Source organism: Ramlibacter sp. JJN2-2R, from assembly GCF_057747835.1.
Window position 1 is genome coordinate 1,396,655 of record NZ_CM173226.1, and the last position, 24,183, is coordinate 1,420,837.

The following is a 24,183-nucleotide window of genomic DNA, read 5'->3' on the forward strand; positions in this document are numbered from 1 at the left end:
ACCCCCGGCCCGCCGCCGCGGGCTGCCGGGCCAAGTGCCGGACAATCGCCGGGCCCATGCCCACCCGACGACAAGCCCTGCCGATGCTGGCCGCCCTGGCCGCGTCCGGCTGCACCACCCCGCCCAGGAGCCCCATGACGCCCACCCCTGCGACCGACGCCACGCCGGACGACCCGAACCTCTGGCTCGAAGGCGTCAGCGACGAGCGCGCCCTTGCCTGGGCGCGCGAGCGCAGCGAGGCCGCCCAGGCGCTGCTGGCCGCGCGGCCCGGCTTCCAGGCCGACGAGGCGCGGATGCTGCAGATCCTCACCTCGCGCGAGCGCATCCCCTACGTGCGCCGCGTGGGCGACCACGTCTACAACTTCTGGACCGACGAGGCGCACGTGCGGGGCCTGTGGCGGCGCACGACGCTGGCGGACTTCGCCTCGGCGCAGCCGGCCTGGGACGTGGTGCTGGACGTCGACGGGCTCGGCCGCGCCGAGAACGAGAGCTGGGTCTGGCACGGCGAGCAGCCCGTGCCGGCGCGCCGCGCCGCGGACATCGACCGCGCGCTGGTGGTGCTGTCGCGCGGCGGCTCGGATGCGAACGTGGTGCGCGAGTTTGACCTGCGCGCGCGGCGCTTCGTGCCGGACGGCTTCGTGCTGCCCGAAGCCAAGACGACCTTCCAGTGGATCGACCGCGATGCGATCTATGTGGCCACCGACTTCGGCCCCGGGTCCATGACGACCTCGGGCTACCCGCGCATCGTCAAGCGCTGGCGCCGCGGCACGCCGCTGGCGCAGGCCGAGACGGTGTTCGAGGCGCAGCCCGGCGACGTGCGCGTGGCGGTGCACGTGCTGCACGAGGGCGGCCGCCAGCGCCACCTGTTCATGCGCGTGATCGACTTCTACCGGCACGAGCTGTTCCTGCTCGGCGAGGCGGGGCTGCAGCGCATCGACAAGCCCGACGATGCGGACGTCGACCTGCGCGACGACCTGATGCTGCTGCAGACGCGCAGCGACTGGACCGTCGCCGGCACGACGCACCCGTCGGGCGCGCTGCTGGCCACCAGCCTGCAGGCGTTCCTGCGCGGCGAGCGCCGCTTCGAGGTGCTGTTCGCGCCCACGCCCAGCCGCAGCCTGGAGCGCGGCGGCATCGTGCCCACGCGCTCGCGCCTGCTGCTGCACGTGCTGGACAACGTCAGCAGCACGCTGGAGGAGCTGGTGCCCGAGGGCGGCGGCTGGCGCCGGCGCGTCGTGAACGTGCCGGGCAAGGGCCAGCTGTGGGCCACGGCGCTGCACGACCCGGGCCTGGACGACGACCCGCTGGCCGAGGACTACTTCCTCGGCTACGAGGACTTCCTCACGCCCGACTCGCTGTTCCTCGCGCGCACCGGCACCGACGAGCGCCGGCTGCTCAAGCGCGGCCCCGCGTTCTTCGACGCCGCCGGCATGCGCGCCGAGCAGGCGTTCGCCACCAGCCGCGACGGCACGCGCGTGCCGTACTACGTGGTGTGGCCGGCCGGCGCGCACGCGGGCGGCGACAACCCGACGCTGCTGTACGGTTACGGCGGCTTCGAGGTCAGCCTGCAGCCGGCCTACGCGCCGGTGCGCGGCGAGTTCTGGCTGCGCCGCGGCGGCGTGCTGGTGATCGCCAACCTGCGCGGCGGCGGCGAGTTCGGGCCGGCGTGGCACCAGGCCGCGGTCCGCGAGCACAAGCAGCGCAGCTACGACGACTTCATCGCGATCGCCGAGGACCTGGTGGCGCGGCGCATCACCTCGCCCGCGCACCTGGCCATCCAGGGCGGCAGCAACGGCGGCCTGCTGGTCGGGGCGGCGATGACGCAGCGGCCCGAGCTGTTCGGCGCCGTCGTGTGCGAGGTGCCGTTGCTGGACATGCGCCGCTACCACCGGCTGCTGGCCGGCGCGAGCTGGATGGCCGAGTACGGCGACCCGGACGATCCCGCCGACTGGGCGTTCATCTCGCGCTACTCGCCCTACCAGCAGGTGCGCGCCGGCGTGCGCTATCCGCGCACCTTCTTCACCACCAGCACGCGCGACGACCGCGTGCATCCGGGGCACGCGCGCAAGATGGTGGCCCGCATGCAGTCGCAGGGCCACGACGTGCTGTATTACGAGAACATGGAAGGCGGCCACGGCGGCGCCGCCGATGCGCGCCAGCGCGCGCACATCCAGGCGATGGTCTACGCCTTCCTCTGGATGCAGGTCGGGCCGGCCGCGCGCTGACCGCGCCCGGGGGCTCGCGCGGCGGCGGGGGAGGGCCGGCGCGCCCCACTGTCGCGCACGTGCCCGCAGTCGGAACCGTCCCGCACAGCCTGCCGGCCGATTCCGACCCACGGGCGGCGCCGCCCGCGAGACAAGGTGGGCGAGCCAGCACTGGAGAGTCTCGTATGAAGCAGCAATGGATGGGCGCGGCCCTGTTGTGCGCCGCGATCGCCGCCAGCCCCGCGGCCCTGGCCGCGGGCAAGAAGGACAAGGTCAAGAAGCCCGCGCCGGAACCCGAGCTGGTGACCGACGTCGCGCCGCCTTCGGGCTCGTGGGAGACCACGCCCCCGCCGGCCGAGGGCTACGTCTGGTCCAAGGGCTACTACACCTGGAAGGACGGCCGCTACGAGTGGCAGCGCGGCGAGTGGGTGCTCAAGAAGGAAGGCATGGCCTACGAGCAGCACAAGTGGGTCCAGCGGCCGGACGGCAAGTGGACCCTCACCGGCGGCAAGTGGGTGCCCGAGGACCAAGTCGCCGGCAAGAAGGACGACGAGGCCCGCTCCATGGGCGCCGACAAGGACAAGGCCACGCGCTAGCGGGCCGACACCTTCCCCATCTGCCAGAGCAGGAAGCTGTAGACGTCCGCCGCCATCGCGTAGCGCTGCGTGGCGGTGCTGCCGACGCCGTGGCCGGCCTGGGCGTCCAGGCGCAGCAGCACCGGCTTGCCGCTGGTGCTGGCCGCCTGCAGCCGCGCGGCCGTCTTGGCGCTGTGCCACACGTCCACGCGCGGGTCGTTCAGCCCGTGCACCAGCAGCACGGCCGGATAGGCGGTGCCGTCCTGGATGTGGTGGTAGGTGCTCATCTCCAGCAGGGCCGGGAACTCGGACGGGTCCTTGTAGCTGCCGAATTCGGAGATGTTGGTGACGCCGTTGGCGCTTTCCTCGGCGCGCACCGCGTCCATCACGCCGACGTTGAACACCGCCGCGGCGAACAGCTGCGGCGCCTCGGTGACCGCGCGGCCGACGAAGATGCCGCCGGCGCTGGTGCCCATCACGCCCAGCGTCGCCGGTGACGCATAGCGCTGCGCGAGCAGGTACTGCGCGCAGGCGATGCCGTCCTTCCAGGTGTTGCGCTTGGTGGCCTTGAAGCCGGCGCGGTGCCACGGCTCGCCGTGCACGCCGCTGCCGCGCACGTTGGCGTACGCCAGCACGCCGCCGCGCTCCAGCCACGCCAGCGACGCCGGGTTGAAGTGCGCCGTCTCCGAGTGGCCGTAGGAGCCGTAGCCGTTCAGCAGCGTGGGATTGCTGCCGTCGCGGCGCAGGCCCTTGCGGTGCAGCAGCGTCATCGGCACCTCGACGCCGTCGTGGCTGCGAACCTGCACCTCGGTGACCTCGATCGGCGGCACCCCGGGCAGCCTGACCTGCGGCCGCAGGCCGGTGTCGGTGGACCGCGTGCCGTCCAGGCGGAAGGTGCGCGGCCACTGCGTCCAGCCGGCGAGCGTGTAGAGCCAGTCGGCGTGCACGTGCGCGGGATCGTCGTGCGCCACGGCGGCGCCCGTGAAGGGCAACGGCATCGCGCGGCCTGCCGTGTCGCCCGGCGCGTACAGGCGCAGGCCGATCGCCGTGCCGCTGCGCACCATGCCCATCACGCCGTTGCGCCCGACGACGAAGCCCTCGAGCACGCCGCCCGCGGGCGGGCGCGCCACCTCGACGGCCCGCGCCAGCTGCGGCTGGCGCAGGTCCAGCTTGAGCAGGCGGTACAGCGGCGCGTCTTTGTGCGTGCGCAGGTAGAGGTCGTCGCCCTTCAGGTCGATCTCGACGATCCGGTCGGCGGGCGAGGCGATGCGCTTCCACGGCACCTCGCCGCCGCGCGCGAGGTCGGCCACCTCGGCCACGAACAGCGACCCTTCGGGCGACGTCGTGTCGGTGGTGCGCGCCACCATCCAGCGGCTGCCCGGCGTGAAGGTGATGGCGCCCACGTCCAGGCGCACCAGGCCGAGCTGCCGGTTCACCGTCGGGCCGAACACGGCACGCGCCTGGGCGGCCGGCGCGCCGACGCGCTGCCACATCACGGCGCTGTCCTGGTAGGTCTCCGTCTCGGGCGACTCGGGGTCGAGGGCGCGCAGCTGGTTGTAGGTGAACGAGCGGCTGTCCGGCAGCCAGCTCACGTTCGGCTCGCGCACGCGGGGGATCGGCTCGCCCACGGGCTGGCCGGTACGCACGTCCAGGATCGACAGCGAGGCCTCCTCCGAGCCGCCGGCCGACAGCCCGTAGGCGACGTGGCGGCCGTCCCACGACGGCTTGTAGTAGTTGATCGCGTGCGGCACCCCGGTGCGCGCGCTCTGCACCTGCGGATCGACCAGCACGCGGTCGCGGCCGGCCTCGCGCAGCACCAGCTTGTACTGGCGCTCGCCGCGCGCGCGCCGGAGGAAATAGAGGCGGTTGCCCGGCATGCGCGTCACGGCGGTGATCGCATCGCCGGCCGCCGCGGACAGCTCGGCGATGCGCTTTTCCATCGCATCGCGCCCCTCGATGCGGTCCAGCGACTGCCGGGCCTGCGCGCCCTGGTCGCGCATCCAGGCCTGCACCTCGGGGTCCTTCACGTTCTCGAAGTACCGGTACGGGTCGTGGACCTTGACCCCATGGATCGTCTCCGCGGTGTCGCGCACCGGCGGCGGCGCGGCCAGCGCGGGAGCGGCCGCCAGGGCCAGGGCGGCGGCGGCCGCGAGCGAACGCAGGGGGATCCTCATCGTGGTCTCTCCGGGGACAAGCGCGCGATTGTAGGCAGCGGCCCCAGCGCGGCGCGAGTCGCCGTTATGCTGCGCCTCGATGCCCCTGCGCCCCCTGAAGCGAGCTTGGCCGGCCGGTGTGCTCGGCCTGCTGCTGGCGGTCGCCGCGCCGCCGGCGGCGGCCCAGGACGCCACGAGCGTCCAACGCCAGGACGACGCCATCGTGTTCGCCGGGCGCATCACCGCGACCGCGGTGGCGCGCTTTCGCGAGCTGCTGCGCGAGCCGGGCGTGGCCAGAGTCGTGATCACCTCCGGCGGCGGCCTGGTGGACGCCGCGCTGGACATGGCCGAGGCCATCCACGAGCGCGGGCTCGACCTGGAAGTGCCGGCGAAATGCCTGTCCTCGTGCGCGAACTACGTCTTCCCGGCCGCGCGCCACAAGCGCCTGGCCACGCTCGCATCGGTGGGCTGGCACGGCAACATGGCGCACGTGCTGTACCTGGACCGGACCGGGCAGGGCCAGTGGAGCCAGGCCGAGATGGACCAGGCCCGCGCGCTCGCGCGGCGCGAGGCGGCGTTCTTCGATCGGCTCGGGGTGGACGGCTTCGTGTGCTGGTTCGGCAAGCTCGCGCCGTTCGCGGCCGACGACTTCTACACGCTCGCGCCGCAGGCACTGCGGCAGTTCGGGATCACGGACGTGACCGTGGGCGACCCAGCCGCGCCGCTGCCGGCCGACATCCGCCTGCTCGAGGCCGATCCGCAGCAGGTCGAGGCGATCCGGCCGCCTCCGGCCGACTGACGCGGCTTCAGTGCCGGCGCCGCCCGGCCCAGGCCGCCGGCGACAGCAGCTTGCGCGCGTGCGCCACGATCACGAGCGGCCAGCCGACCGCCGTCCACCAGTGCGTGACGACGAGCCCGTCGCGCAGCGATCCGGGGCCGTACAGCAGCAGCAGGCCGGTGACGGCGGCACCCAGCGCGAGCGCGCCGGCGGCCATGCCCAGCAGCCATTTCGTGTCCGCGGCGCGGCGCCAAACAAGCTGCGCGTGCGGCCACATCCAGCGGCCCGCGAACAGGCAGAACAGCCAGGCGCCGGTGCCGTGCGCGACCACCGCCGCGTGGCGCAGCGCCGCCTGCCAGCCCTCCAGCAGCGGCGCCTGCTCGGCGGGCCACCACTCCAACAGCAGGCCGGTCGCCCAGAGCGCCAGCACCAGCAGCGACGTCCAGGCCGCGCCCGAGCGCGGCCAGCCGCCGTGGTGGCGGGCGAATTCGCTCAGGCGCGCCACAGGCGGGCTCCCAGGCGCGACAGGGCGGCGTGCAGGCGCAGCGACGGCGCGGGGTCCTGCAGGGCCCACTTGGTGAGCGCGTCGGCGGTGGCGCAGTCGCGCGCCAGCACGGTCGTGTGCTGCCAGCGCGCCGCGCGCCGCCGCGTGGGCACGAAGTCGGCGTTGGCCGGCGCGCCCAGCGAGGTGGCGACGGCGCCCTCGCGCAGCCGCAGCAGCCGGCGCGAGCGGGCGCGCACGACCGGGTGCTGGACCTCGATGCGCCAGGTGCGCTCGCCGAACGCGCGCAGGTCGCCGCCGGCGTTGACCAGGCCGCTGCGGATGCCGTGCGCGCGCAGGGCGGCGACGGCCTGGTCGACGGCATGGCCTTTGGCGATGCCGCCGAGGTCCAGGCGCACCGGGCCTTCGGCCTGCACGACGTCGCCCGGCAGCAGCTCCCACGCGGGCAGGCCGGCGCCGGGCACGCGCGGCGCGTCGAGGCCGGGCCGGGCGCCGCGGGCCGCCAGCTGCTCGCCGGCGCGCTGGGCGTCGAACGCCCCGGCGCTGGCCTGCCGCCACGCCTGCGCCATGCGCAGCACCGCCGCGGTGTCGGCGCTCACGCCGATGCGGTCGCCGCGGCGCGCGCGCGCCAGCCGGGCCAGGTCGGAATCGGGCGCATGCGCGCTCATCGCCGTGTGCACGCGCGCGATCGCGCTGAACGCGGCGTCGAGCGCCTGCGCGATCGCCGCGTCGGCCATGCCTTCGCTCGCGGCCTGCACGGTCACGAGCGTGCCCAGCCAGGGCTGCGCACGCTGCACGAGGTCGCCGTGGATCGCCGGGTCCATGCCGTTCAGCGCTGCAGTTGCGCCAGCACCAGCGCCGAGAGCCGCTGCATGCCTTCGGTGACGTGCTGGCACGAGAGCGTGGCGCCCGAGATGTTGCGGATGTCGTCGCCAAAGCGCAGCTGGCCCGGCCCCTTGCGGCCGGCGAACTGCTTGCGCCAGGCGAGGTTGCGGATCTCCGCGCCGTGCGATTCGCGGTAGGCCAGCACCTCCACCTGCGTGACGGTGCCGTCGGGGGCGAAGCCCGCCGCGTAGTCGATCAGCTCGAACTTGCCGACCACGCGGTCGGCCAGCACGAAGCCCACGCGCGCGCCCTGGTCGTCCAGGCCCACCCAGCCGGCCGGCGCGTAGCCGGGCGGGATGCGGGTCTGGCTGGCCTGCGCGACCGCGGCGAGCGAGGCCGCGTCCAGCGGCAGCGCCCAGGGCTGGAAGGCCGCGGCCCGCGGCAGCAGGAGCTTGCGCGCCTGCTCGATGTCCATGTACACGGCCGCGAAGGCGCGCGCGTTCCAGAGCGCGGCGCCGGCGGCGAGGGCGAGGGTGCGGCGGCGGAGCATGGCGTCAGAAGTGGAAGCCGACGCCGAGGTTGAAGCGGTCGAGCTGGCTGTCGTTGAGGAAGCGCATGTAGTCGGCCTTCACGACCACCTGCGGGTGCAGGTAGTAGTTGGCGCCGACGGTGAGCACGCGCGTGTCGGGCTGGATCGCCGGCGCCAGGCCCGCCGGTAGGCCCGAGTAGGCCTGCGCGGTGTTCACGCGCTCGTAGCGCGCGAACGGCCACAGCGCCTGCTCGCCGCGCTGCCAGGCCTTGTACGCGGCCTGCGCGTACCAGCCGCCGAAGCGCTCGGGGACCGGCGTGTCCTGGCCGGCGAACGTGGCGTTGAGCGCGGAGACGCCGCCGAAGCGGCCGGTGGCGGCCAGGGCCGACAGGTCCCAGCGGCCCGGCTGCCAGCGCACGTGCGCCTCGGCCAGCGAGACGGTCGCATCGGCGCCGGCGAAGCCCGGCTGCCGGTGGCCCGCGCCGCCGTGGTAGGCGCTGCCGCCCACGTTCAGGCCCGGGATGCCGTTGTAGTTGACCGCCGCGTAGCCGGCCAGGCTGCGCGCCTTGGCCAGCTGGCCTTCCTGGTGGATGGCGCCCAGCGGCGACTCGCGTCCTTCGCTGCTGTCGGCGTCCCACTTGGTGAGGTCGAAGCCGGTGACGACGCCGGCGTCCCAGCGCAGGCCGGCGTCGGTCGTGCCGCGCAGGCCCACGCCCAGCTCGCGCCAGGTGGTCGGGATGATGGCCGTCTCGACCAGGTTGCGCTGCACGCCGAAGTAGCGCGTGGGCTCGTGCGTTTCGTTCATGTAGCCCACGGGCATCAGGAACAGGCCGGCGCGCGCCGACAGCGAGGGCTGGATGTCGTGCTCGACGTACAGCTGCTCGAAGGCCACCTCGCCCTGGTCCGACGCGGACGCGACGGCGTTCTCGATCTCGATCTCGGCCGCCATGCGGGTGCGCTCGCTGAACGCGTAGCCGAAGCCGAACACGCCGCGGCCCGCCGTCGCGACGGCGCTGGCGGCGTCGCGACGCGGGCGCGAGTAGCTCAGCTCGCCGTAGCCGAAGAAGCTCAGGCCCGTGCCGGACGGCGCGCTGGCGGACCCCGGTGCGGCCGTGGGTGCCGGCGCGGCACTGCTCCAGGCGCCTGCGGTCGACGCGGTCGGGGCCGTGGGCGCAACGGGAGCAGCCGGAACATCGGCCTGCCGGCGCTTGAGCGTGTCGAGCTCCTGGCGCACCTGCTGCAGCTCCTGGCGCAACTGGCGCAGCTGCTGCGCGACTTCGCTGTCGGATTGCGCTGCGGCGCTGCCGCAGGCGGCCAGGGCGGCGAGCGCGAGGGTGCCCAGGCGCAGGGCGGGGGTGGTGGTTTTCTTCATGCGGTCGTTCTCTTCTGTGGAATCGGGTGCGCGGGCTCAGGGCGTGTAGCCGTCGGTGAGGGTGCGCAGGAAGCTGGCGAGATCCTGGATCTCGTCATCCGTGAGCGCCGGCGCCTGGCCGGGGCGGCGGTTGTAGGGCGCCTCGCTGGTGTTCACGTTGGCGCGCAACGCGGGCTGGATGTCGTCGTAGGGCACCGGGTTGCCCAGCGGATCGAGCGGGTACCACAGCTGCGGGTCGGTGTCGCGCCGCACATAGAAGCGGATCGCCTGCTCCAGCGAGGTGAAGGCGCCGTTGTGGAACAGGTGCTTGCGCAAGGCGACGTTGCGCAGGCTCGGCACCTTGAACGCGCCGCACAGGTCGGTGCGCGCGGCGAGGTCGGCCCGGGTGGCGCCGCACAGGCCGCCGTCGAAGAAGGACGGGTCGGCGTTGTCGGCGATGGCCGCGTTGCGCGGCAGGCCGAGGTTGTCGTAGCTGAAGTCGGTGAACAGCGCGCCCGGCGCGTTGGCCGGTCGGGTGCTCGAGTGGCAGGCGGCGCAGTTGCCCTTGTCGGCCCGGTTGAAGAGCGCGAGGCCGTTCATCTCCTGCGGCGTGAGGCTGGCGCGGCCGGCCGTGAACGCATCGAACTTGCTCGAGAACGGCGCGAACTCGGGCGCCTCGAGCTGGTAGCGCTGCAGCGCCATCGTCACGCGGTCGAAGGCGGCGTCGGGGCTGGCCAGGATGTCGTCGCCGAACACGGCGCGGAACCGGGCCGCGTAGGGCGCGGCGGCCAGCTTGGCGACGATCGACGCGACGTCGGGGTTGGCCATCTCGCGCGCATTGAGGAAGGGGCCGCGGGCCTGTTCCTGCAGCGTCGCCGCGCGGCCGTCCCAGAAGAAGCCGCCCGTGGGCGTGCCGTCGGCCTCGATCCGGAAGCTGCCGTTGAAGCGCAGGTAGCGCAGCGAGGGCGGGTTGCGCAGGCCGGCCTGGTCGAGGTTCGGCCCGCCCATCGCCACCGGCGTGTCGAACGGCGAGGCGTGCCCGAGCTGCGGGTCGTGGCAGGAGGCGCACGACAGCCGGCCCGACGCCGACAGCGTCGCGTCCTTGAAGATCAGCTCGCCGAGCTCGGCGGCGGGGCTGAGCTGCTGCGCGGCGGCCTGCGCCACCGCCGCCGGCGCGGCCGACCCCGGGCTGCCGCCGCCACCGCCGCAGGCTGCGAGCACCGCCGCCGCGGCGAGCGCCGGCAACCAGCGGAACGGGAAGGAGAGGGGCGAGCGGATCGGCAGGGGAAAAGGCATGGCACGCAAATGAGAACGATTCGCATTTTATGCATGCCAACGGCCGAGACAAGGAAAAACCGTGGGAGCGGGACGAAAACGTCGCCGCGAGGAGACAACCTTGGGGCGCAGGGCATTCCCGTGCGGATCACGTGGGCCGGGCAGCGGAGGTTGCGAGCCGCAGTCGCAGCGAACAGCGCAGCGCGCCGGCCCGCGAAAGCGCGCCGCCGCTCAGACGACGTCCGCGATCTGCAGTTCGCGCACCAGCCAGGCGCAATAGATCGGCGCGGCGATGAGGCCGGCGATGCCGAAGGCGGCCTCGCCCACCAGCATCGCTCCCAGCAGCGCATAGGGCGGGATGCTGGTGCGCTGGCCGACGAAGTGCGCATTCAGGAAGTATTCGAGCTTGTGGATCGCCAGCAGGAACACGAGGCACGCGACGCCCACGCCGGCCGAGACGGTCAGTCCCACCACCACGATGGCGGCGTTGGACAGCAGGTTGCCCAGGATCGGCACCAGCCCCACCACGAAGGTGAACACGACCAGCGTGCGGGCCAGCGGCAGCGGCGAATCGGCCAGCGGGAGCACCACCAGCAGGAACAGGCCGGTGAGCACGGTGTTCACGATCGCGATGCGCACCTGCGCCGCCACGACGTTGGTGAACGCCGTGCTCAGGCCCCACAGCCGCTCGCGCACCAGCGCCACCCAGCGCGAACGCGGCGCCGCGTGCCGGCTGAAGGCCACCAGCAGGCCGATGCCCAGGCCGATCAGCAGGTGGGCCCCGATGCGCAGCGCCTCGTTGCCCCAGTGCTGCAGTTCGCGCGAATGGGTGCGCAGCCACGTCGACAGCGCGTGCTGCAGGTCGGCGGCCGACTCGGGCAGCCGCGCCGCCACCGCCGGCGGCGCCGCCGTGCGGACGCGATCGATGGCATCGGCCAGCACCTGCATCAGCTTCGCCAGTCCCTCGCCTGGCGCCCACAGCCACTCGAATGCCTGCACGCCCGCCGCGGCCAGCAGCGCCAGCACCAGCACCGTGAGCACCACGGCGGCGATGCGCGCGTGCAGCTCGCCGAAGCGCGGCGCCAGCCGCGCCTGCAGGAAGACATAGATCGCGTGCGTGCCCAGCGCCGCCACCAGCGCCGGCAGCAGCCGCAGCGCCAGCAGGGCGAGCAGCGCGATGCCGAACGCGACGACCACGGTCGTGCGCGCGCGAGTGGTCGGGAGGTCGATCGCCATGGGCAGTGGGCCTGCAGCATGGCGCAGCTGCCGGCGGCGTCGGTGGGACGCCGGCGCGACAGCAGGTAGGAACAGGCGGTGGTTACTTGACGAGCAGGACCGGCACGTCGGCGTCCACCAGCACGCGCTGGGCGACGCTGCCCATCACCGCGCGGCCGATCAGCCCGTAGCCGTGCGTGCCCATCACGATCATGTTGGACTTGTTCTTCTTGGCCGCCTGCAGGATCTGCTGCGCCGGCTCGCCCACCTTCCACTCGCAGCGGAAGGCGATGCCCTTGCGGCCCAGGAACTTCTCGATCGGCGCCAGCACCTTGGTCGCCTCGTCCTCGTGGTAGCTGTTGACGGCGGCGGCGCCCACCAGGGTCTTCACGCGCGGGGGCATCGGCGGCTGCACGTTGATCACGAGCAGTTCGTCCTCGGTGCCGGCGAGGGACTCGTGGGTGGCGAGGAAGGCCAGCGCCTTCTTGGTGAACTTGCTGCCGTCGGCGGCCAGGATGATGCGCATGCGGAAGTCTCCTCGGGTTCGGGTTCGGATTCGGGCGGGCGTCAGCGTAGCACCAGCACGGGGATGGTGCTGTGGGTCAGCACGTGCTGGGTCTCGCTGCCCAGCAGCACGCGGCTGATGCCGCGGCGGCCGTGCGAGGCCATCACGATGAGGTCGCACTTGTGCTTCTTGGCCGCGCTCATGATCGCCTCGGACACGGCGTCGGACTGGGCGATCACGCCGCGCGCCTGCACGCCGGCCTTGGCGGCCTCGGCGGCGACCTTCTCCACCATCGCGTTGCCGCGGTCGGCCCATTCCTTCTCGATCCGGCCGACCTCCTTGGGCTGCAGGGCGACGGCGCCCTCGAAGTAGCTGACCGGATACCGAGGCACGACGTGCAGCGCCACCAGTTCGGCCTGCACGGCGCCCGCGAGCTCGATGGCCGCCTTGACGGCCTTGCGCGAGAGCTTGGAGTCGTCGGTGGTGACGAGGATGCGTTGGTACATGGTCGGTCTCCAGGCCGCGGCAGCCGCGGCAGCCGCGGCAGTGCGGATGGCACGAGCTTAGCAGCGCACCCGTTCCGGCGCCGTTGATGTAAGTCAACCGGCACGGCCGGCACGGCCCGTACCCTTGGGGCATGACGTCCCCGAGCCCCGCCCTGCCTGCCGACGCCGCGTGGGCGCCCCTGGACGAACGGGCCGCCTGGGAAGAGTTCAGCCGCCCGGTGCGCGGGCGCGACGGCTGGTGGGAGTCCTTCCTCGCCATCGAGGGGATGTACTGCGCCGCCTGCACGCTCACCGTGGAGCAGGCGCTGGCCCGCGTGCCGGGCGTCGAGTCGGTGCAGGTCAACGGCAGCACGGCCACGGCCCGCATCGTGTGGGCGCCCGACCGGTGCCAGCCCAGCGACTGGCTCGCGGCGCTGCGGCTCGCCGGCTACGGCGGCCTGCCCGCGGCCGACCAGCTCGCCGCGCAGCCGCGCCTGCAGGCGCGCCGCCGGCTGCTGTGGCGCTGGCTCGTGGCCGGCTTCTGCATGATGCAGGTGATGATGTACGCGTACCCGGCGTACGTCGCCCCGCCCGGCGACATCACGCCCGATGCCCAGGCGCTGCTGCGCTGGGCCTCCTGGATGCTCACCGTCCCGGTGGTGCTGTTCTCGTGCTGGCCCTTCTTCGCCTCGGCCCTGCGCGACGTGCGCAACGGCCGCATCGGCATGGACGTGCCGGTGGCCCTGGGCATCGCGATCGCGTTCGGCGCCAGCACGGTGGCGACGGCGGATCCGGCCGGCCCGCTCGGCGGCGAGGTCTGGTACGACTCGCTGACGATGTTCGTGTTCTTCCTGCTGTCCGGGCGGCTGCTCGAGCAGCGGCTGCGCGACCGCACCGCCGGCTCGCTGGAGGCGCTGATGCGCCGGCTGCCCGCCACCATCGAGCGCCAGCGCGCCGACGGCAGCTTCGAGCGCGTCGCCGTGCGCCGGCTGCGCGTGGACGACCGCATCCGCGTGCTGCCCGGCGAGGCCTTCCCGGCCGACGGCCGCGTGCTCGAGGGCGACAGCCGCGTCGACGAGGCGCTGCTCACCGGCGAATCCGAGCCGCTGCCGCGCGCGGCGGGCGACGCGGTGATCGCCGGCAGCCACAACCTCAGCGGCGCGCTGCTGGTGCGGGTCGAGCGCTTGGGCGACGACACCCGCTACGCCGGCATCGTGGCGCTGATGGAGCAGGCGTCGGTGGACAAGCCGCGGCTCGCGCGCCAGGCCGACCGCATCGCGGGCCCCTTCCTGCTGGGCGTGCTCGCTGCTGCCGCCGCCGCCGCCTGGTGGTGGTGGCCCGCCGGCGCCAGCCATGCGCTGGGCATCTCGGTCGCCGTGCTGATCGTCACGTGCCCCTGCGCGCTGTCCCTGGCCACGCCGGCGGCGACGCTGGCGGCGGCGGGGGCGCTGGCGCGGCGCGGCATCCTGGTGCGGCGCCTCGAAGCCCTGGAAGCCGGCGCCCAGGTCGACACGGTGGTGTTCGACAAGACCGGCACCCTCACGCGCGAGCGCATGGCGGTCACCGGCGTGCAGCTGCGTGCCGGCGCCACCCGCGACGACGCGCTGCGGCTGGCTGCCGCGCTGGCCAGCCACTCGCTGCATCCGGCCTCGCGCGCGGTGGTCGACGCCGCCGCCGGCCTGGACCTGCCGCCGCTGGCCGACGTGGCCGAAGCCGCGGGGCAGGGCGTGCAAGGCCGGCTGGAGGGCGGCGTGGGCGCGCCGCTGCGCCTGGGCTCGGCCGCGTTCTGCGGCGCCCCCGACGGCATCGCCGATGCCGCGCAGGTGCACCTGGCCGACGACCGCGGCTGGCTCGCCAGCTTCGCGCTGGACGAGCAGTTGCGCCCGGAGGCGCCGGCGGCCGTCGCGCAGCTGGTGAGCGAGCGGCTGCGCGTGCAACTGCTCTCGGGCGATCGCCTGCGCGCGGTCCAGCGCCTGGCCGCCCGCGCCGGCATCGCGCAGGGCTGGGGCGGCCAGTCGCCCGAGGACAAGCTGGCGCACGTGCGGGCCGAACAGCTGCGAGGCCATCGCGTCGCGATGGTGGGCGACGGCCTGAACGACGGCCCCGTGCTCGCGCGCGCCGACCTCTCGATCGCGATGGGGCAGGGCGCGCCGCTGGCGCAATCGCGCAGCGACTTCATCGTCGCGGGCGGCCAGCTCGAAGCCGTGCCGTTGATCCTGGCCCTCGCGCGGCGCACGCGCCGCGTGGTGCGCCAGAACCTCGCCTGGGCCGCCGCCTACAACGCGGTCAGCGTGCCGCTGGCGCTCGTGGGCTGGATGCCGCCGTGGGCCGCCGGCCTGGGCATGGCGGCCAGCTCGCTGCTGGTGGTGCTCAATGCGGCGCGGCTGTCGCGGCTGCCGGCGCCGCCCGCCCAACCCCTCCCATCGGCCTCGCGCCTGGCCGGGGCCGCGCTCGCGCGCGCCTGACACGGACTCTCCCCATGGACATCCTCTTTCTCCTCATCCCGCTGTCCGTCGGCCTGGGCCTGCTGATCCTCGGCGCGCTCGGTTGGGCCGTCTGGCGTGGCCAGTTCGACGCACTCGAAGCCGAGGGCCAGCGCATTCTGGAGACCGATTGACCTTCATCAACCCTGCAGGGCGGGGCTGAGCCGACACTGGGGGCGAAAGGTGCTCCCAATGAACGACCAACAACCTCCAGCAGTTCCGTACCACGACACCGTGGTGCGGCAGTTCACGCTGATGGCCGTCGTCTGGGGCGTGGTGGGCATGCTCGTCGGCGTGTTCATCGCGGCCCAGCTCGCCTGGCCCGAACTGAATTTCGGCATCCCGTGGCTGTCGTACGGCCGTCTGCGGCCGCTGCACACCAACGCGGTGATCTTCGCGTTCGGCGGCTGCGCGCTGTTCGCCAGCAGCTACTGGTGCGTGCAGCGCACCTCGCACGTGCCGCTGTTCCTGCCGAAGCTGGCCTCGTTCACCTTCTGGGGCTGGCAGGCCGTGATCGTCGCCGCCGCCATCAGCCTGCCCCTGGGCTACACCACCAGCAAGGAATACGCCGAACTCGAGTGGCCGATCGACATCCTGATCACGCTGGTGTGGGTGTCCTATGCCATCGTGTTCTTCGGCACCGTCGGCACGCGCAAGGTGCGCCACATCTACGTGGCCAACTGGTTCTACGGCGGCTTCATCCTGGCCATCGCCGTGCTGCACCTGGTCAACAGCGCCGCCGTCCCCGCGGGCTGGATGAAGTCGTACTCGGCCTATGCCGGCGTGCAGGACGCGATGGTGCAGTGGTGGTACGGGCACAACGCGGTGGGCTTCTACCTCACCGCCGGCTTCCTGGGGATGATGTACTACTTCGTCCCCAAACAGGCCGAGCGGCCGGTCTACAGCTACCGCCTGTCGATCGTGCACTTCTGGGCGCTGATCTTCACTTACATGTGGGCGGGCCCGCACCACCTGCACTACACCGCGCTGCCGGACTGGACCCAGTCGGTGGGCATGCTGTTCTCGCTGATCCTGCTGGCCCCCAGCTGGGGCGGGATGATCAACGGCGTGATGACGCTGTCGGGCGCCTGGCACAAGCTGCGCGACGACCCCGTGCTGCGCTTCATGATCGTCGCCCTGTCGTTCTACGGCATGGCCACCTTCGAGGGGCCGATGATGTCCGTCAAGACCGTCAACGCCCTGTCGCACTACACCGACTGGACCGTCGGCCACGTGCACGCCGGCGCGCTGGGCTGGGTGGGCCTGATCTCCATGGGCTGCCTGTACTACCTGATCCCGCGCCTGTTCGGCCAGAAGAAGATGTACTCGGTGCCGGCCATCGAGCTGCACTTCTGGATCGCCACCGTGGGCATCGTGCTGTACATCGCCGCGATGTGGATCGCCGGCGTGATGCAGGGCCTGATGTGGCGCGCCATCAATGCCGACGGCACGCTCACCTACACCTTCGTCGAGAGCGTCAAGGCCACCTACCCCTTCTACGTGATCCGCGTGATCGGCGGCCTGCTGTACCTGGCCGGCATGCTGGTGATGGCCTGGAACACCTGGATGACCGTGGCCAACGGCCGCGCCGTGCGCATCAACGTGCCGGTGCCGCAGGCCGCCTGAAACCGCTGGAGCGATCCCCATGAGCCACAACGCCAATCCCCCCACCGGTTTCACCCACGAGAAGGTCGAGACCAACAACTTCCTGATGATCGTGCTGATCCTGCTGGTCGTCGCCGTCGGCGGCCTGGTCGAGATCGTGCCGCTGTTCTTCCAGAAGTCGACCACGCAGCCGGTCGAGGGCGTCAAGCCCTACACCGCGCTGCAGCTGGCCGGCCGCGACATCTACCAGCGCGAGGGCTGCTACAACTGCCACTCGCAGATGATCCGGCCGTTCCGCGCCGAGACGCTGCGCTACGGCCACTATTCGGTGGCCGGCGAGTCGGTGTACGACCACCCGTTCCAGTGGGGCAGCAAGCGCACCGGCCCCGACCTCGCCCGCGTGGGCGGCAAGTACAGCGACGAGTGGCACCGCATCCACCTGAACAACCCGCGCGACGTGGTGCCCGAGTCGAACATGCCCGCCTACAGCTGGCTGGAGAAGACCCCGGCCGACGATGCCAGCATCGGCGCCCACATGAAGGCCCTGCGCGTCGTGGGCGTGCCCTACACCGACGAGCAGATCGCCAAGGCCCCGGCCGAGCTCAGGGGCAAGACCGAGATGGACGCGCTGGTCGCGTACCTGCAGTCGCTCGGGCTGGCCCTGAAGTGAGCCGGCGCCCGACAGGAGAACACACCATGGACATCACCACCCTGCGCATCGTCGCCACGCTGGCCAGCTTCGCCACCTTCATCGGCATCCTGGCGTGGGCCTACGCCCGCTCCAACCGCGCCGGCTTCGAGGAAGCCGCGCAGATCCCGTTCCGCGGCGAGTGAGGAGCCTGCCATGAGCGACTTCACCAGCAACTTCTGGTCGGTCTACGTGACCGGCATCACCCTGGCGGGCATCATCGCCTGCCTGCTGCTGCTGTGGATCACGGCCCGCAAGAAGGTCGTCTCCACCGCGGACAACACCACCGGCCACGTCTGGGACGAGGACCTGACCGAGATGAACAACCCCATGCCGCGCTGGTGGATGTGGCTGTTCGTGCTGACCATCGTGTTCTCGCTGCTGTACCTGGCGGCCTACCCGGGACTGGGCACCTACCAGGGCCAGCTCGGCTGGACGTCCAGGCAGGAGTACGAGGCCGAGGTCGAGAAGGCCAACAAGGAACTCGCGCCGCTGTACGCGCAGTTCACCGCCCGCAAGGCCGAGGACGTGGCTGGCGATCCGCAGGCCATGGCCATCGGCGAGCGGCTGTTCATGAACAACTGCGCGCAGTGCCACGGCTCCGACGCGCGCGGCAGCAAGGGCTTTCCCAACCTCACCGACGTCGACTGGCTGCACGGCGGCTCGACCGAGAAGATCACCGAGACCATCAAGGGCGGCCGCCAGGGCATGATGCCCCCGATGGCGGCGGCGGTGGGTTCGGCCGACGACGTGAAGAACGTGGCCAACTACGTGCTGTCGCTCTCCGGCGCCCCGCACGACTCGGTGCGCGCGCAGCTGGGCAAGAGCAAGTTCACGGCCTGCGCGGCCTGCCACGGCACCGACGGCAAGGGCAACCAGGCCATGGGTGCGCCCAACCTCACCGACGACGTCTGGCTGCACGGCTTCGGCGAGCAGGCGGTGATCAGCATGATCAACAACGGCAAGACCAACGTCATGCCCGCGCAAGCCGGCAAGCTCACCGACGCGCAGATCCACGTGCTGGCGTCGTACGTCTGGGGACTGTCGAACAAGCCGGGCACGGCCAAGCCTTAGGCAACGGCTCCAGAACGGCTTCCTTGCGGCCCGCCGCGGTTTGTGCCGTGGCGGGGCGTTTTCGTTTGTTCCGCTTGGGTCAGGCTCGATTTGGGCTGAGGTGGCGCGACGAAGAAGCGAAGCTGAAGCTGCGGGGGCGGCGCGGCAGGCGGCGTCCGTCGGGGGCTCATGCCGTGGCGGTTCCGTGCTGCGCTGCGCTCGCACAGGAACATCGCGCGCCTTGCGTGGCCGGCCCGCAGCGGCCGAACTCGTTGCGCGCTGCGCGCGCCACTCAGACAAGCGGCCGCAAGCCAGTGGTTCATCGACGAGCTTCGCTCCTGCGTCGCTCGCAGCGGGCCGGCCACTGCGGCGTGCCGCCCCGGAAATCGCCCCCGCCAGACACCGCCTGCCGCGCTGGGCACCTTGTGCGCGATCGGGCAGGGCCTCGGTCAAGCCGCATCTGTTCTCCGCCGCAGCCCAGGAACAGCGCTCGTGCGAACGCGTGGATTCCCGCTTTCGCGGGAATGACAGGGGAGGGTGCCTAGGCGTGGTCGACCACGCATGTGCGTCCGGCGTGCGCGCCCAGGAATGTGCGCCCAGGCATGTGCGCCCAGGAATGTGCGCCCAGGACATGTGCGTCCAGGACATGTGCGTCCAGGACATGTGCGTCCAGGACATGTGCGGACAGGCATGTGTGCCCGGCACGTGTGCCAGGCATGTGTGCCAGGCATGGCTGGCCGGGCACGCGGCCAAAGAGCGGCATGGCCAAGGCTTCCGCGGGCGGCTCGGCCCGGTGGGGGGCTCCCACCGCTGCTGCCAGGCGGCAGGGCGATGCACGTCGGGGGCGATTTCTGGCCTGAGCGTTGCCGCAGGGGCGCGGGCCCTGGCGAGCGACCGCAGGGAGCGCAGCTCGACATGAGCCTCTGACTCGCGGCACGTGTTTGAGCGGAGCCGTAGGCGCAGCGAGTTGTGCCGCGTGGGCCCGCGCCCCGGAAGGCAACGCGCGACTGTGCGTGAGCCGCAGGCGAAGCACGGAGAGGCCAGCATGAGCCCCTGGCGGGCATCGCCCTGCCGCCCGCCCCGGGCGCCCCCGCCCCCCGGACACCTCCGTCTCCTCTGCAGCCGCCACCCTCAGTTCCCAGCTCCCCGACCTCACGCGGTCCGGCCCCACCCTTCCCACACCCGCGAGGCAGCCCGTCCGTCCCGCGTTTCCATGATCTAGCTCAAACCCCCACGGCACCCCCGCCGGCAAGATGCGGTGGTCGGGTGAACACCGCCCGGCAACCTGCCATGAACCAGAAAGTCATCCCCATCGTCCCTGTGCCCGCCGGCGACGAGACCGTCTCGCTGTACGAGGCGCAGAAGAAGATCTATCCGCGATCGGTCACCGGCCTGTTCGCCAAGTGGCGCTGGGCCTTCGTGTGGCTCACGCAGATCGTGTTCTACGGCCTGCCGTGGCTGGCCTGGTCCACCGAGGCGGGCAGCCGCCAGGCGGTGCTGTTCGACCTGGCCGCGCGGCGCTTCTACCTGTTCGGGTACGTGCTGTATCCGCAGGACTTCATCTACCTCACCGGGCTGCTGGTGGTCAGCGCGCTGTCGCTGTTCCTGTTCACCGCCGTGGCGGGGCGCCTGTGGTGCGGCTTTGCCTGCCCGCAGACCGTCTACACCGAGATGTTCCTGTGGATCGAGCGCAAGGTCGAGGGCGACCGGCCGCAGCGCATGAAGCTCGACGCCGCCAGCTTCTCGCTGGAAAAGCTGGTCAAGAAGTCCTTCAAGCACATCCTGTGGGGCTCGCTCGCCATGTGGACCGGCTTCACCTTCGTCGGCTACTTCACGCCGATCCAGGAACTGGGCATGGAATTCCTGCAGACCCGCATGGGCTCGTGGGAAGTGTTCTGGGTCTTCTTCTACGCCTTCGCCACCTACGGCAACGCCGGCTTCCTGCGCGAGCAGGTGTGCAAGTACATGTGCCCGTACGCGCGCTTCCAGAGTGCGATGTTCGACAAGGACACGCTGATCGTCAGCTACGACACCGTCCGCGGCGAGCCGCGCGGCACCCGCGGGCGCAAGGACGACTTCGTGGCCAAGGGGCTGGGCTCGTGCATCGACTGCGGCCTGTGCGTGCAGGTGTGCCCGACGGGCATCGACATCCGCCAGGGCCTGCAGTACGAGTGCATCGGCTGCGCCGCCTGCGTGGACGTGTGCGACACCGTGATGGACAAGATGAACTACCCGCGCGGGCTGATCCGGTTCACCACCCAGAACGCGATGGCCAAGGGCTGGTCGGGCCGCGACATCCTGCGCCACGTGCTGCGCCCACGCATCCTCATCTACACCGCCATCCTCGGCGCGATCTGCCTGGCCCTGGCCTTCAGCCTGGTGGTGCGCACGCCGCTCAAGGTCGACGTGGTGCGCGACCGCGCCGCGCTCGCCCGCATCGCCCCCGGCGGCAAGCTCGAGAACGTCTACCGGCTGCAGGTGATGAACGCCACCGAGCAGACCCAGCGCTACCGCATCAAGGCCGAGGGACTGCCCGGCCTGCAGGTCGCCTCGGAGGACGAGTTCACCATCGGGCCCGCCGAGTCGCGCTGGGTGCCGGTGCGACTGCAGATCCCGTACGGCTCGGCCGCGGCCGGATCCCACCCCATCCACTTCGAGGTCGAGGCCGCCGGCGGCGATGCCGAAGTGCGCGAGAAGTCCGTCTTCCTCGTTCCCCGCTGACCCTGCAAGGAGACAAGCATGAGCAATGCCGATCCGTCCCCCGCCGCGCCGCCGCTGCCGTGGTGGCGCCATGGCCACCTGTGGCTGGTGATCGCCGGCCCGGCCGTGGTGGTGGTGGCCTCCATCGTCACGGCGTTCATTGCCGCCCGCGGCGCCGACAAGGTGGTCGACGCCGACTACTACCGCAAGGGCATCGAGATCAACAAGCAGCTGGCCGCCGAGCGCGCGCGCCTGCCCGCGGTGCAGGCGCGCAACCACGCGGCCACGCCGACGTCGGACCGCTGAGGCCGCCATGCGCGTGCGCAAGCTGATGTGGATCCTGTGGCCGGCCTTCCTGGCCGCCTGCCTGCTGCAACTGGTGGTGTTCGCCGCCGTCGACCCGCACGACGTGCAGTGGTTCCACGACGGCCAGTCGTGGTCGCGGCAGGCCGTGTACGCCACCGCGTTCTTCGCGTTCTGGGCCATCGCCACCGCCGCCTGCGCGTTGACCATGCTGCTGCGCATGACGCCGGACGAGGTCAACCAGTGCCCGTTCGATCCCGCGCAGCGCCCGCCCGGCTGCCCGGGCCAGCTGGTCGACGCGCGCGACCTGTGAGCCGCGCGGCGCGCCGCGCCGCCGGTGTCCCTTCAACCGCCGGGTTTGTCGGCCCGGCGGCGGGATGCTTGTGCTGTAATTTCGCCCAGCACCCCGCTGTCCCATGCCCTTCCAGGTTTCCCCACGCAACGGCGACATGGTCGCCGCCCGGCTTTCCGGCCTGCTCGACTCGGCCATGGACGGCATCCTGTCCGTGGACGAGGACCAGGTCATCGTCATGTACAACCGCGCGGCCGAGAAGATCTTCGGCTGGACGGCGGCCGAGGCCATCGGCCAGCGGCTGGAGCTCCTGCTGCCCGACCGGTTCCGCGGCGGCCACGCCGGCATGGTGCGGCACTTCGGCGAAACCGGCGTCACCTCGCGCCGCATGGGCGACGGCACCGTCATCCTGGGCCGCCGCAAGGACGGCACCGAGTTCCCGATGGACGCGTCCATCTCGCAGCTGGACACCACCGAGGGCAAGCTCTACACGGTGATCCTGCGCGACGTCACCGAGCGCGTGCGCGCCCGCGAGGAGCTGGCGCTGTTCGCCGCCGAGGCCAGCGCCGTGCGCGAGCAGGAAAAGACCCGCATCGCGCGCGAGCTGCACGACGAGCTGGCACAGTCCCTCACCGCGCTGAAGATGGACACCCTGTGGGTGCGCGAGAACCTGCGCACCGACCCCGACGGCGCCACGGCCAAGCTGTCGCAGATGCTGGCCATGCTCGACGCCAGCGTCGCCGCCACGCGCCGCATCTCGGCCGACCTGCGCCCGCTGCTGCTGGACGACCTGGGCCTGGCGCCGGCCATCGAATGGCTGGTGCAGAACTTCCAGCAGCGCACCGGCGTCGGCTGCGAGCTCGACCTCGACGAGGAACTCGAGCTGCAGGAGCCCTATGCCACCGCGGTGTTCCGCATCGTCCAGGAATCGCTCGCCAACGTCGGCAAGCACGCCCGGGCCGACTTCGTGCAGGTGCGCGTGGCGCGCGAGGGACAGGAGATGGTGCTGAGCGTGCAGGACAACGGGGTCGGCTTCGAGTCCGCCGGCCCGCGCAAGCCCCAGTCGCTGGGCCTGGTCGGCCTGCGCGAGCGCGCCCACCTGCTCAAGGGCAAGGTCCACATCCGCAGCGCGCCCGGCCAGGGCACCCGCGTCGAGGCACGCATCCCCGTGCAGGAGGACGCTTGATCCGCATCGTCATCGCCGACGACCACGCCATCGTCCGCGAGGGGCTCAAGCGCATCGTCGGCGAGGCCGGTGACCTGCAGGTGGTGGGCGAGGCCGCCGACGGCACGCAGGTGATGCAGCGCGTGCGCGAGCTCGACTTCGACGTGCTGGTGCTCGATTTGTCCATGCCCGGTCGCAGCGGCATGGAGCTGATCAAGCTGGTCAAGGCCGAGAAACCCAGGCTGCGCATCCTGGTGCTGTCCATGCACCAGGAGACGCAGTACGCCGTGCGCGCCATCAAGTCGGGCGCCAGCGGCTACCTCACCAAGGAAAGCGCGCCGGCCCAGCTGGTGCAGGCGCTGCGCAAGATCGCCGGCGGCGGCGCCTACATCAGTGCCGAGGTCGCCGAGCAACTGGCGCTGGGCGCCATGCCCGGCGGCGCCGGCGCCGCGCCGCACGAGTCGCTGACCGATCGCGAGTTCGACGTCATGCGGCGCCTGGCCGCCGGCGACTCGGTCACCGACATCGCCACCGCGCTCAACCTGTCGGTCAAGACCGTGAGCACGCACAAGGCCAACCTGATGGCCAAGCTGTCGCTGCACAACCCGACCGACCTGGTGCGCTACGCCCTCAAGCACGGGCTGATCGACGAGTAGCGGGCGCCGCCGCCGCGGCTCAGAACCGCGCGCCGGCCGACAGGCGCAGCATGTCCTGCGGCGTGAAGTTGACCTTGGGGTCCCAGGCCACGCGCACGAACACCCGCGGCCAGTCGTAGGTGGCCGAGACGCCCCAGCGGCGGATGCGCTCGCCCTCGACCGTGCCGCGCTTGGCCAGCAGGTCCAGCGTCAGGCGCTCGCCGCCCGCCAGCGACTCGCGCCAGTTCAGGTGCAGGTGCCGCTGGTCCGGGTTCTGCCGGTTGTCGGCCACCAGCTGCAGCATGAGCGAGCGCGCCTCGCCCCAGCGCCGCCCCGCGGCCACCGTGATCGCGTCGTTGGGGTCGAAGTTCAGGTTGGCATAGGGCCGCAGGTTGGTGCGGCCCAGCCCGGCACCCGCGACCCACGTGGAGCCGACCTCGGCGTAGAGGCTGCCGCCCCGAAAGCCGCCCGAAGCCACCTGCACCGACGGCTGGACGCGCAGCGCGCCGGTGTCGAACTGGCGGTCCCAGCCGGCCCGCCACTGCTGGAAGCCGTTGGAGCGGTCGTCGTACCAGCCCAGCCACGCATTGCCGAGCCGCGAGGTGTGCCGCAGGTTGACGTCGTGGGCGGGGCCTGACGGCGTTCCGCCACCGGACAGGTGGTACTCGCCGAGCGTGAGCTTGAAGGGATGCTGCTCCGGGTCCTGCGCCCGCGCCGGACCGAGCGCGCCGGCAAGGATCAGCAGCAGGGCGAGGCGGGGGGCGAACGGGACGGTGGGCATGGCGGGCGATTGTGAGGCCGGCCGGGCATGACCTGCCGCAAGCCGGGAAGGCCGGGCGCGGCGCATCATGGCTTTCGCACC

General features: G+C 72.1%; 24 protein-coding genes. 14 read left to right on the plus strand and 10 right to left on the minus strand.

Annotated features, from left to right (window positions below; translation table 11 throughout):
* Positions 1–56: 56 nt before the first annotated feature.
* Together AC3ANR_RS06865 and AC3ANR_RS06870 are read left to right on the plus strand one after the other, a co-directional pair.
* Positions 57–2,225 carry a prolyl oligopeptidase family serine peptidase gene (locus tag AC3ANR_RS06865; protein ID WP_488291133.1) on the plus strand — a complete coding sequence of 723 codons (2,169 nt, stop codon included), beginning with the start codon at positions 57–59 and terminating at the stop codon, positions 2,223–2,225.
* A gap of 164 nt (positions 2,226–2,389) precedes the next feature.
* A complete protein-coding gene (locus AC3ANR_RS06870) occupies positions 2,390–2,800 on the plus strand; it encodes a hypothetical protein (RefSeq protein WP_488291134.1) in 411 nt (136 codons plus the stop codon).
* Here the strand turns inward: AC3ANR_RS06870 and AC3ANR_RS06875 are convergent.
* Positions 2,797–4,953 (minus strand): prolyl oligopeptidase family serine peptidase, encoded by a 2,157-nt coding sequence (locus AC3ANR_RS06875; RefSeq protein ID WP_488291135.1) that lies wholly within the window; start codon positions 4,951–4,953, stop codon positions 2,797–2,799. The genes AC3ANR_RS06870 and AC3ANR_RS06875 overlap by 4 nt on opposite strands.
* A gap of 79 nt (positions 4,954–5,032) precedes the next feature.
* Here AC3ANR_RS06875 and AC3ANR_RS06880 point away from each other — a divergent pair, with 79 nt between their 5' ends.
* Positions 5,033–5,731, plus strand: coding sequence for a hypothetical protein (locus tag AC3ANR_RS06880; RefSeq protein WP_488291136.1), 699 nt, complete (start codon positions 5,033–5,035; stop codon positions 5,729–5,731).
* Positions 5,732–5,738: 7 nt separating this feature from the next.
* Here AC3ANR_RS06880 and AC3ANR_RS06885 read toward each other — a convergent pair whose 3' ends face one another.
* The 8 genes from AC3ANR_RS06885 to AC3ANR_RS06920 all read right to left on the minus strand — a co-directional run bounded on the left by AC3ANR_RS06885 (position 5,739) and on the right by AC3ANR_RS06920 (position 12,418).
* The gene (locus AC3ANR_RS06885; protein ID WP_488291137.1) at positions 5,739–6,215 is read right to left on the minus strand and encodes a hypothetical protein; all 477 of its coding nucleotides are present in this window, start codon (positions 6,213–6,215) and stop codon (positions 5,739–5,741) included.
* Complete coding sequence (locus tag AC3ANR_RS06890) at positions 6,203–7,036, minus strand: FAD:protein FMN transferase (protein ID WP_488291138.1); 834 nt, start codon at positions 7,034–7,036, stop codon at positions 6,203–6,205. The genes AC3ANR_RS06885 and AC3ANR_RS06890 overlap by 13 nt, the downstream gene beginning before the upstream one ends.
* Before the next feature lie 5 nt (positions 7,037–7,041).
* Complete coding sequence (locus tag AC3ANR_RS06895) at positions 7,042–7,587, minus strand: FMN-binding protein (protein WP_488291139.1); 546 nt, start codon at positions 7,585–7,587, stop codon at positions 7,042–7,044.
* A gap of 4 nt (positions 7,588–7,591) precedes the next feature.
* Positions 7,592–8,938 carry a hypothetical protein gene (locus AC3ANR_RS06900; RefSeq protein ID WP_488291140.1) on the minus strand — a complete coding sequence of 449 codons (1,347 nt, stop codon included), beginning with the start codon at positions 8,936–8,938 and terminating at the stop codon, positions 7,592–7,594.
* A gap of 36 nt (positions 8,939–8,974) precedes the next feature.
* Positions 8,975–10,213 (minus strand): cytochrome-c peroxidase, encoded by a 1,239-nt coding sequence (locus AC3ANR_RS06905; protein WP_488291141.1) that lies wholly within the window; start codon positions 10,211–10,213, stop codon positions 8,975–8,977.
* Positions 10,214–10,423: 210 nt separating this feature from the next.
* Positions 10,424–11,428 (minus strand): AI-2E family transporter, encoded by a 1,005-nt coding sequence (locus tag AC3ANR_RS06910; RefSeq protein WP_488291142.1) that lies wholly within the window; start codon positions 11,426–11,428, stop codon positions 10,424–10,426.
* Positions 11,429–11,510: 82 nt separating this feature from the next.
* Positions 11,511–11,933 (minus strand): universal stress protein, encoded by a 423-nt coding sequence (locus AC3ANR_RS06915; RefSeq protein WP_488291143.1) that lies wholly within the window; start codon positions 11,931–11,933, stop codon positions 11,511–11,513.
* Positions 11,934–11,974: 41 nt separating this feature from the next.
* The gene (locus tag AC3ANR_RS06920; RefSeq protein ID WP_488291144.1) at positions 11,975–12,418 is read right to left on the minus strand and encodes a universal stress protein; all 444 of its coding nucleotides are present in this window, start codon (positions 12,416–12,418) and stop codon (positions 11,975–11,977) included.
* Positions 12,419–12,549: 131 nt separating this feature from the next.
* Here AC3ANR_RS06920 and AC3ANR_RS06925 point away from each other — a divergent pair, with 131 nt between their 5' ends.
* The 11 genes from AC3ANR_RS06925 to AC3ANR_RS06975 all read left to right on the plus strand — a co-directional run bounded on the left by AC3ANR_RS06925 (position 12,550) and on the right by AC3ANR_RS06975 (position 23,342).
* A complete protein-coding gene (locus AC3ANR_RS06925) occupies positions 12,550–14,862 on the plus strand; it encodes a heavy metal translocating P-type ATPase (RefSeq protein WP_488291145.1) in 2,313 nt (770 codons plus the stop codon).
* Positions 14,863–14,876: 14 nt separating this feature from the next.
* Entirely contained in the window at positions 14,877–15,014 is a 138-nt protein-coding gene (gene ccoS, locus AC3ANR_RS06930; RefSeq protein ID WP_488291146.1) for a cbb3-type cytochrome oxidase assembly protein CcoS, read from the plus strand.
* A 58-nt stretch (positions 15,015–15,072) separates the two neighbouring features.
* Positions 15,073–16,506, plus strand: a complete 1,434-nt coding sequence (gene ccoN, locus AC3ANR_RS06935; protein ID WP_488291147.1) for a cytochrome-c oxidase, cbb3-type subunit I — start codon at positions 15,073–15,075, stop codon at positions 16,504–16,506.
* 19 nt (positions 16,507–16,525) lie between these two features.
* Positions 16,526–17,155, plus strand: a complete 630-nt coding sequence (gene ccoO / locus AC3ANR_RS06940) for a cytochrome-c oxidase, cbb3-type subunit II (protein WP_488291148.1) — start codon at positions 16,526–16,528, stop codon at positions 17,153–17,155.
* Positions 17,156–17,181: 26 nt separating this feature from the next.
* Positions 17,182–17,319: a cbb3-type cytochrome oxidase subunit 3 gene (locus tag AC3ANR_RS06945; protein WP_488291149.1), complete on the plus strand. Its 138-nt coding sequence runs from the start codon at positions 17,182–17,184 to the stop codon at positions 17,317–17,319.
* Positions 17,320–17,329: 10 nt separating this feature from the next.
* A complete protein-coding gene (gene ccoP / locus AC3ANR_RS06950) occupies positions 17,330–18,247 on the plus strand; it encodes a cytochrome-c oxidase, cbb3-type subunit III (protein ID WP_488291150.1) in 918 nt (305 codons plus the stop codon).
* Between the two features lie 1,269 nt (positions 18,248–19,516).
* Positions 19,517–20,947 (plus strand): cytochrome c oxidase accessory protein CcoG, encoded by a 1,431-nt coding sequence (gene ccoG / locus AC3ANR_RS06955; protein ID WP_488291151.1) that lies wholly within the window; start codon positions 19,517–19,519, stop codon positions 20,945–20,947.
* 18 nt (positions 20,948–20,965) lie between these two features.
* Entirely contained in the window at positions 20,966–21,232 is a 267-nt protein-coding gene (locus AC3ANR_RS06960) for a FixH family protein (RefSeq protein ID WP_488291152.1), read from the plus strand.
* Positions 21,233–21,239: 7 nt separating this feature from the next.
* Positions 21,240–21,542, plus strand: coding sequence for a hypothetical protein (locus tag AC3ANR_RS06965; protein ID WP_488291153.1), 303 nt, complete (start codon positions 21,240–21,242; stop codon positions 21,540–21,542).
* A gap of 103 nt (positions 21,543–21,645) precedes the next feature.
* Positions 21,646–22,707, plus strand: coding sequence for a PAS domain-containing sensor histidine kinase (locus tag AC3ANR_RS06970; RefSeq protein ID WP_488291154.1), 1,062 nt, complete (start codon positions 21,646–21,648; stop codon positions 22,705–22,707).
* Positions 22,704–23,342: a response regulator gene (locus AC3ANR_RS06975; protein ID WP_488291155.1), complete on the plus strand. Its 639-nt coding sequence runs from the start codon at positions 22,704–22,706 to the stop codon at positions 23,340–23,342. The genes AC3ANR_RS06970 and AC3ANR_RS06975 overlap by 4 nt, the downstream gene beginning before the upstream one ends.
* Before the next feature lie 19 nt (positions 23,343–23,361).
* Here AC3ANR_RS06975 and AC3ANR_RS06980 read toward each other — a convergent pair whose 3' ends face one another.
* Positions 23,362–24,102 (minus strand): hypothetical protein, encoded by a 741-nt coding sequence (locus tag AC3ANR_RS06980; RefSeq protein ID WP_488291156.1) that lies wholly within the window; start codon positions 24,100–24,102, stop codon positions 23,362–23,364.
* Positions 24,103–24,183: the final 81 nt, after the last annotated feature.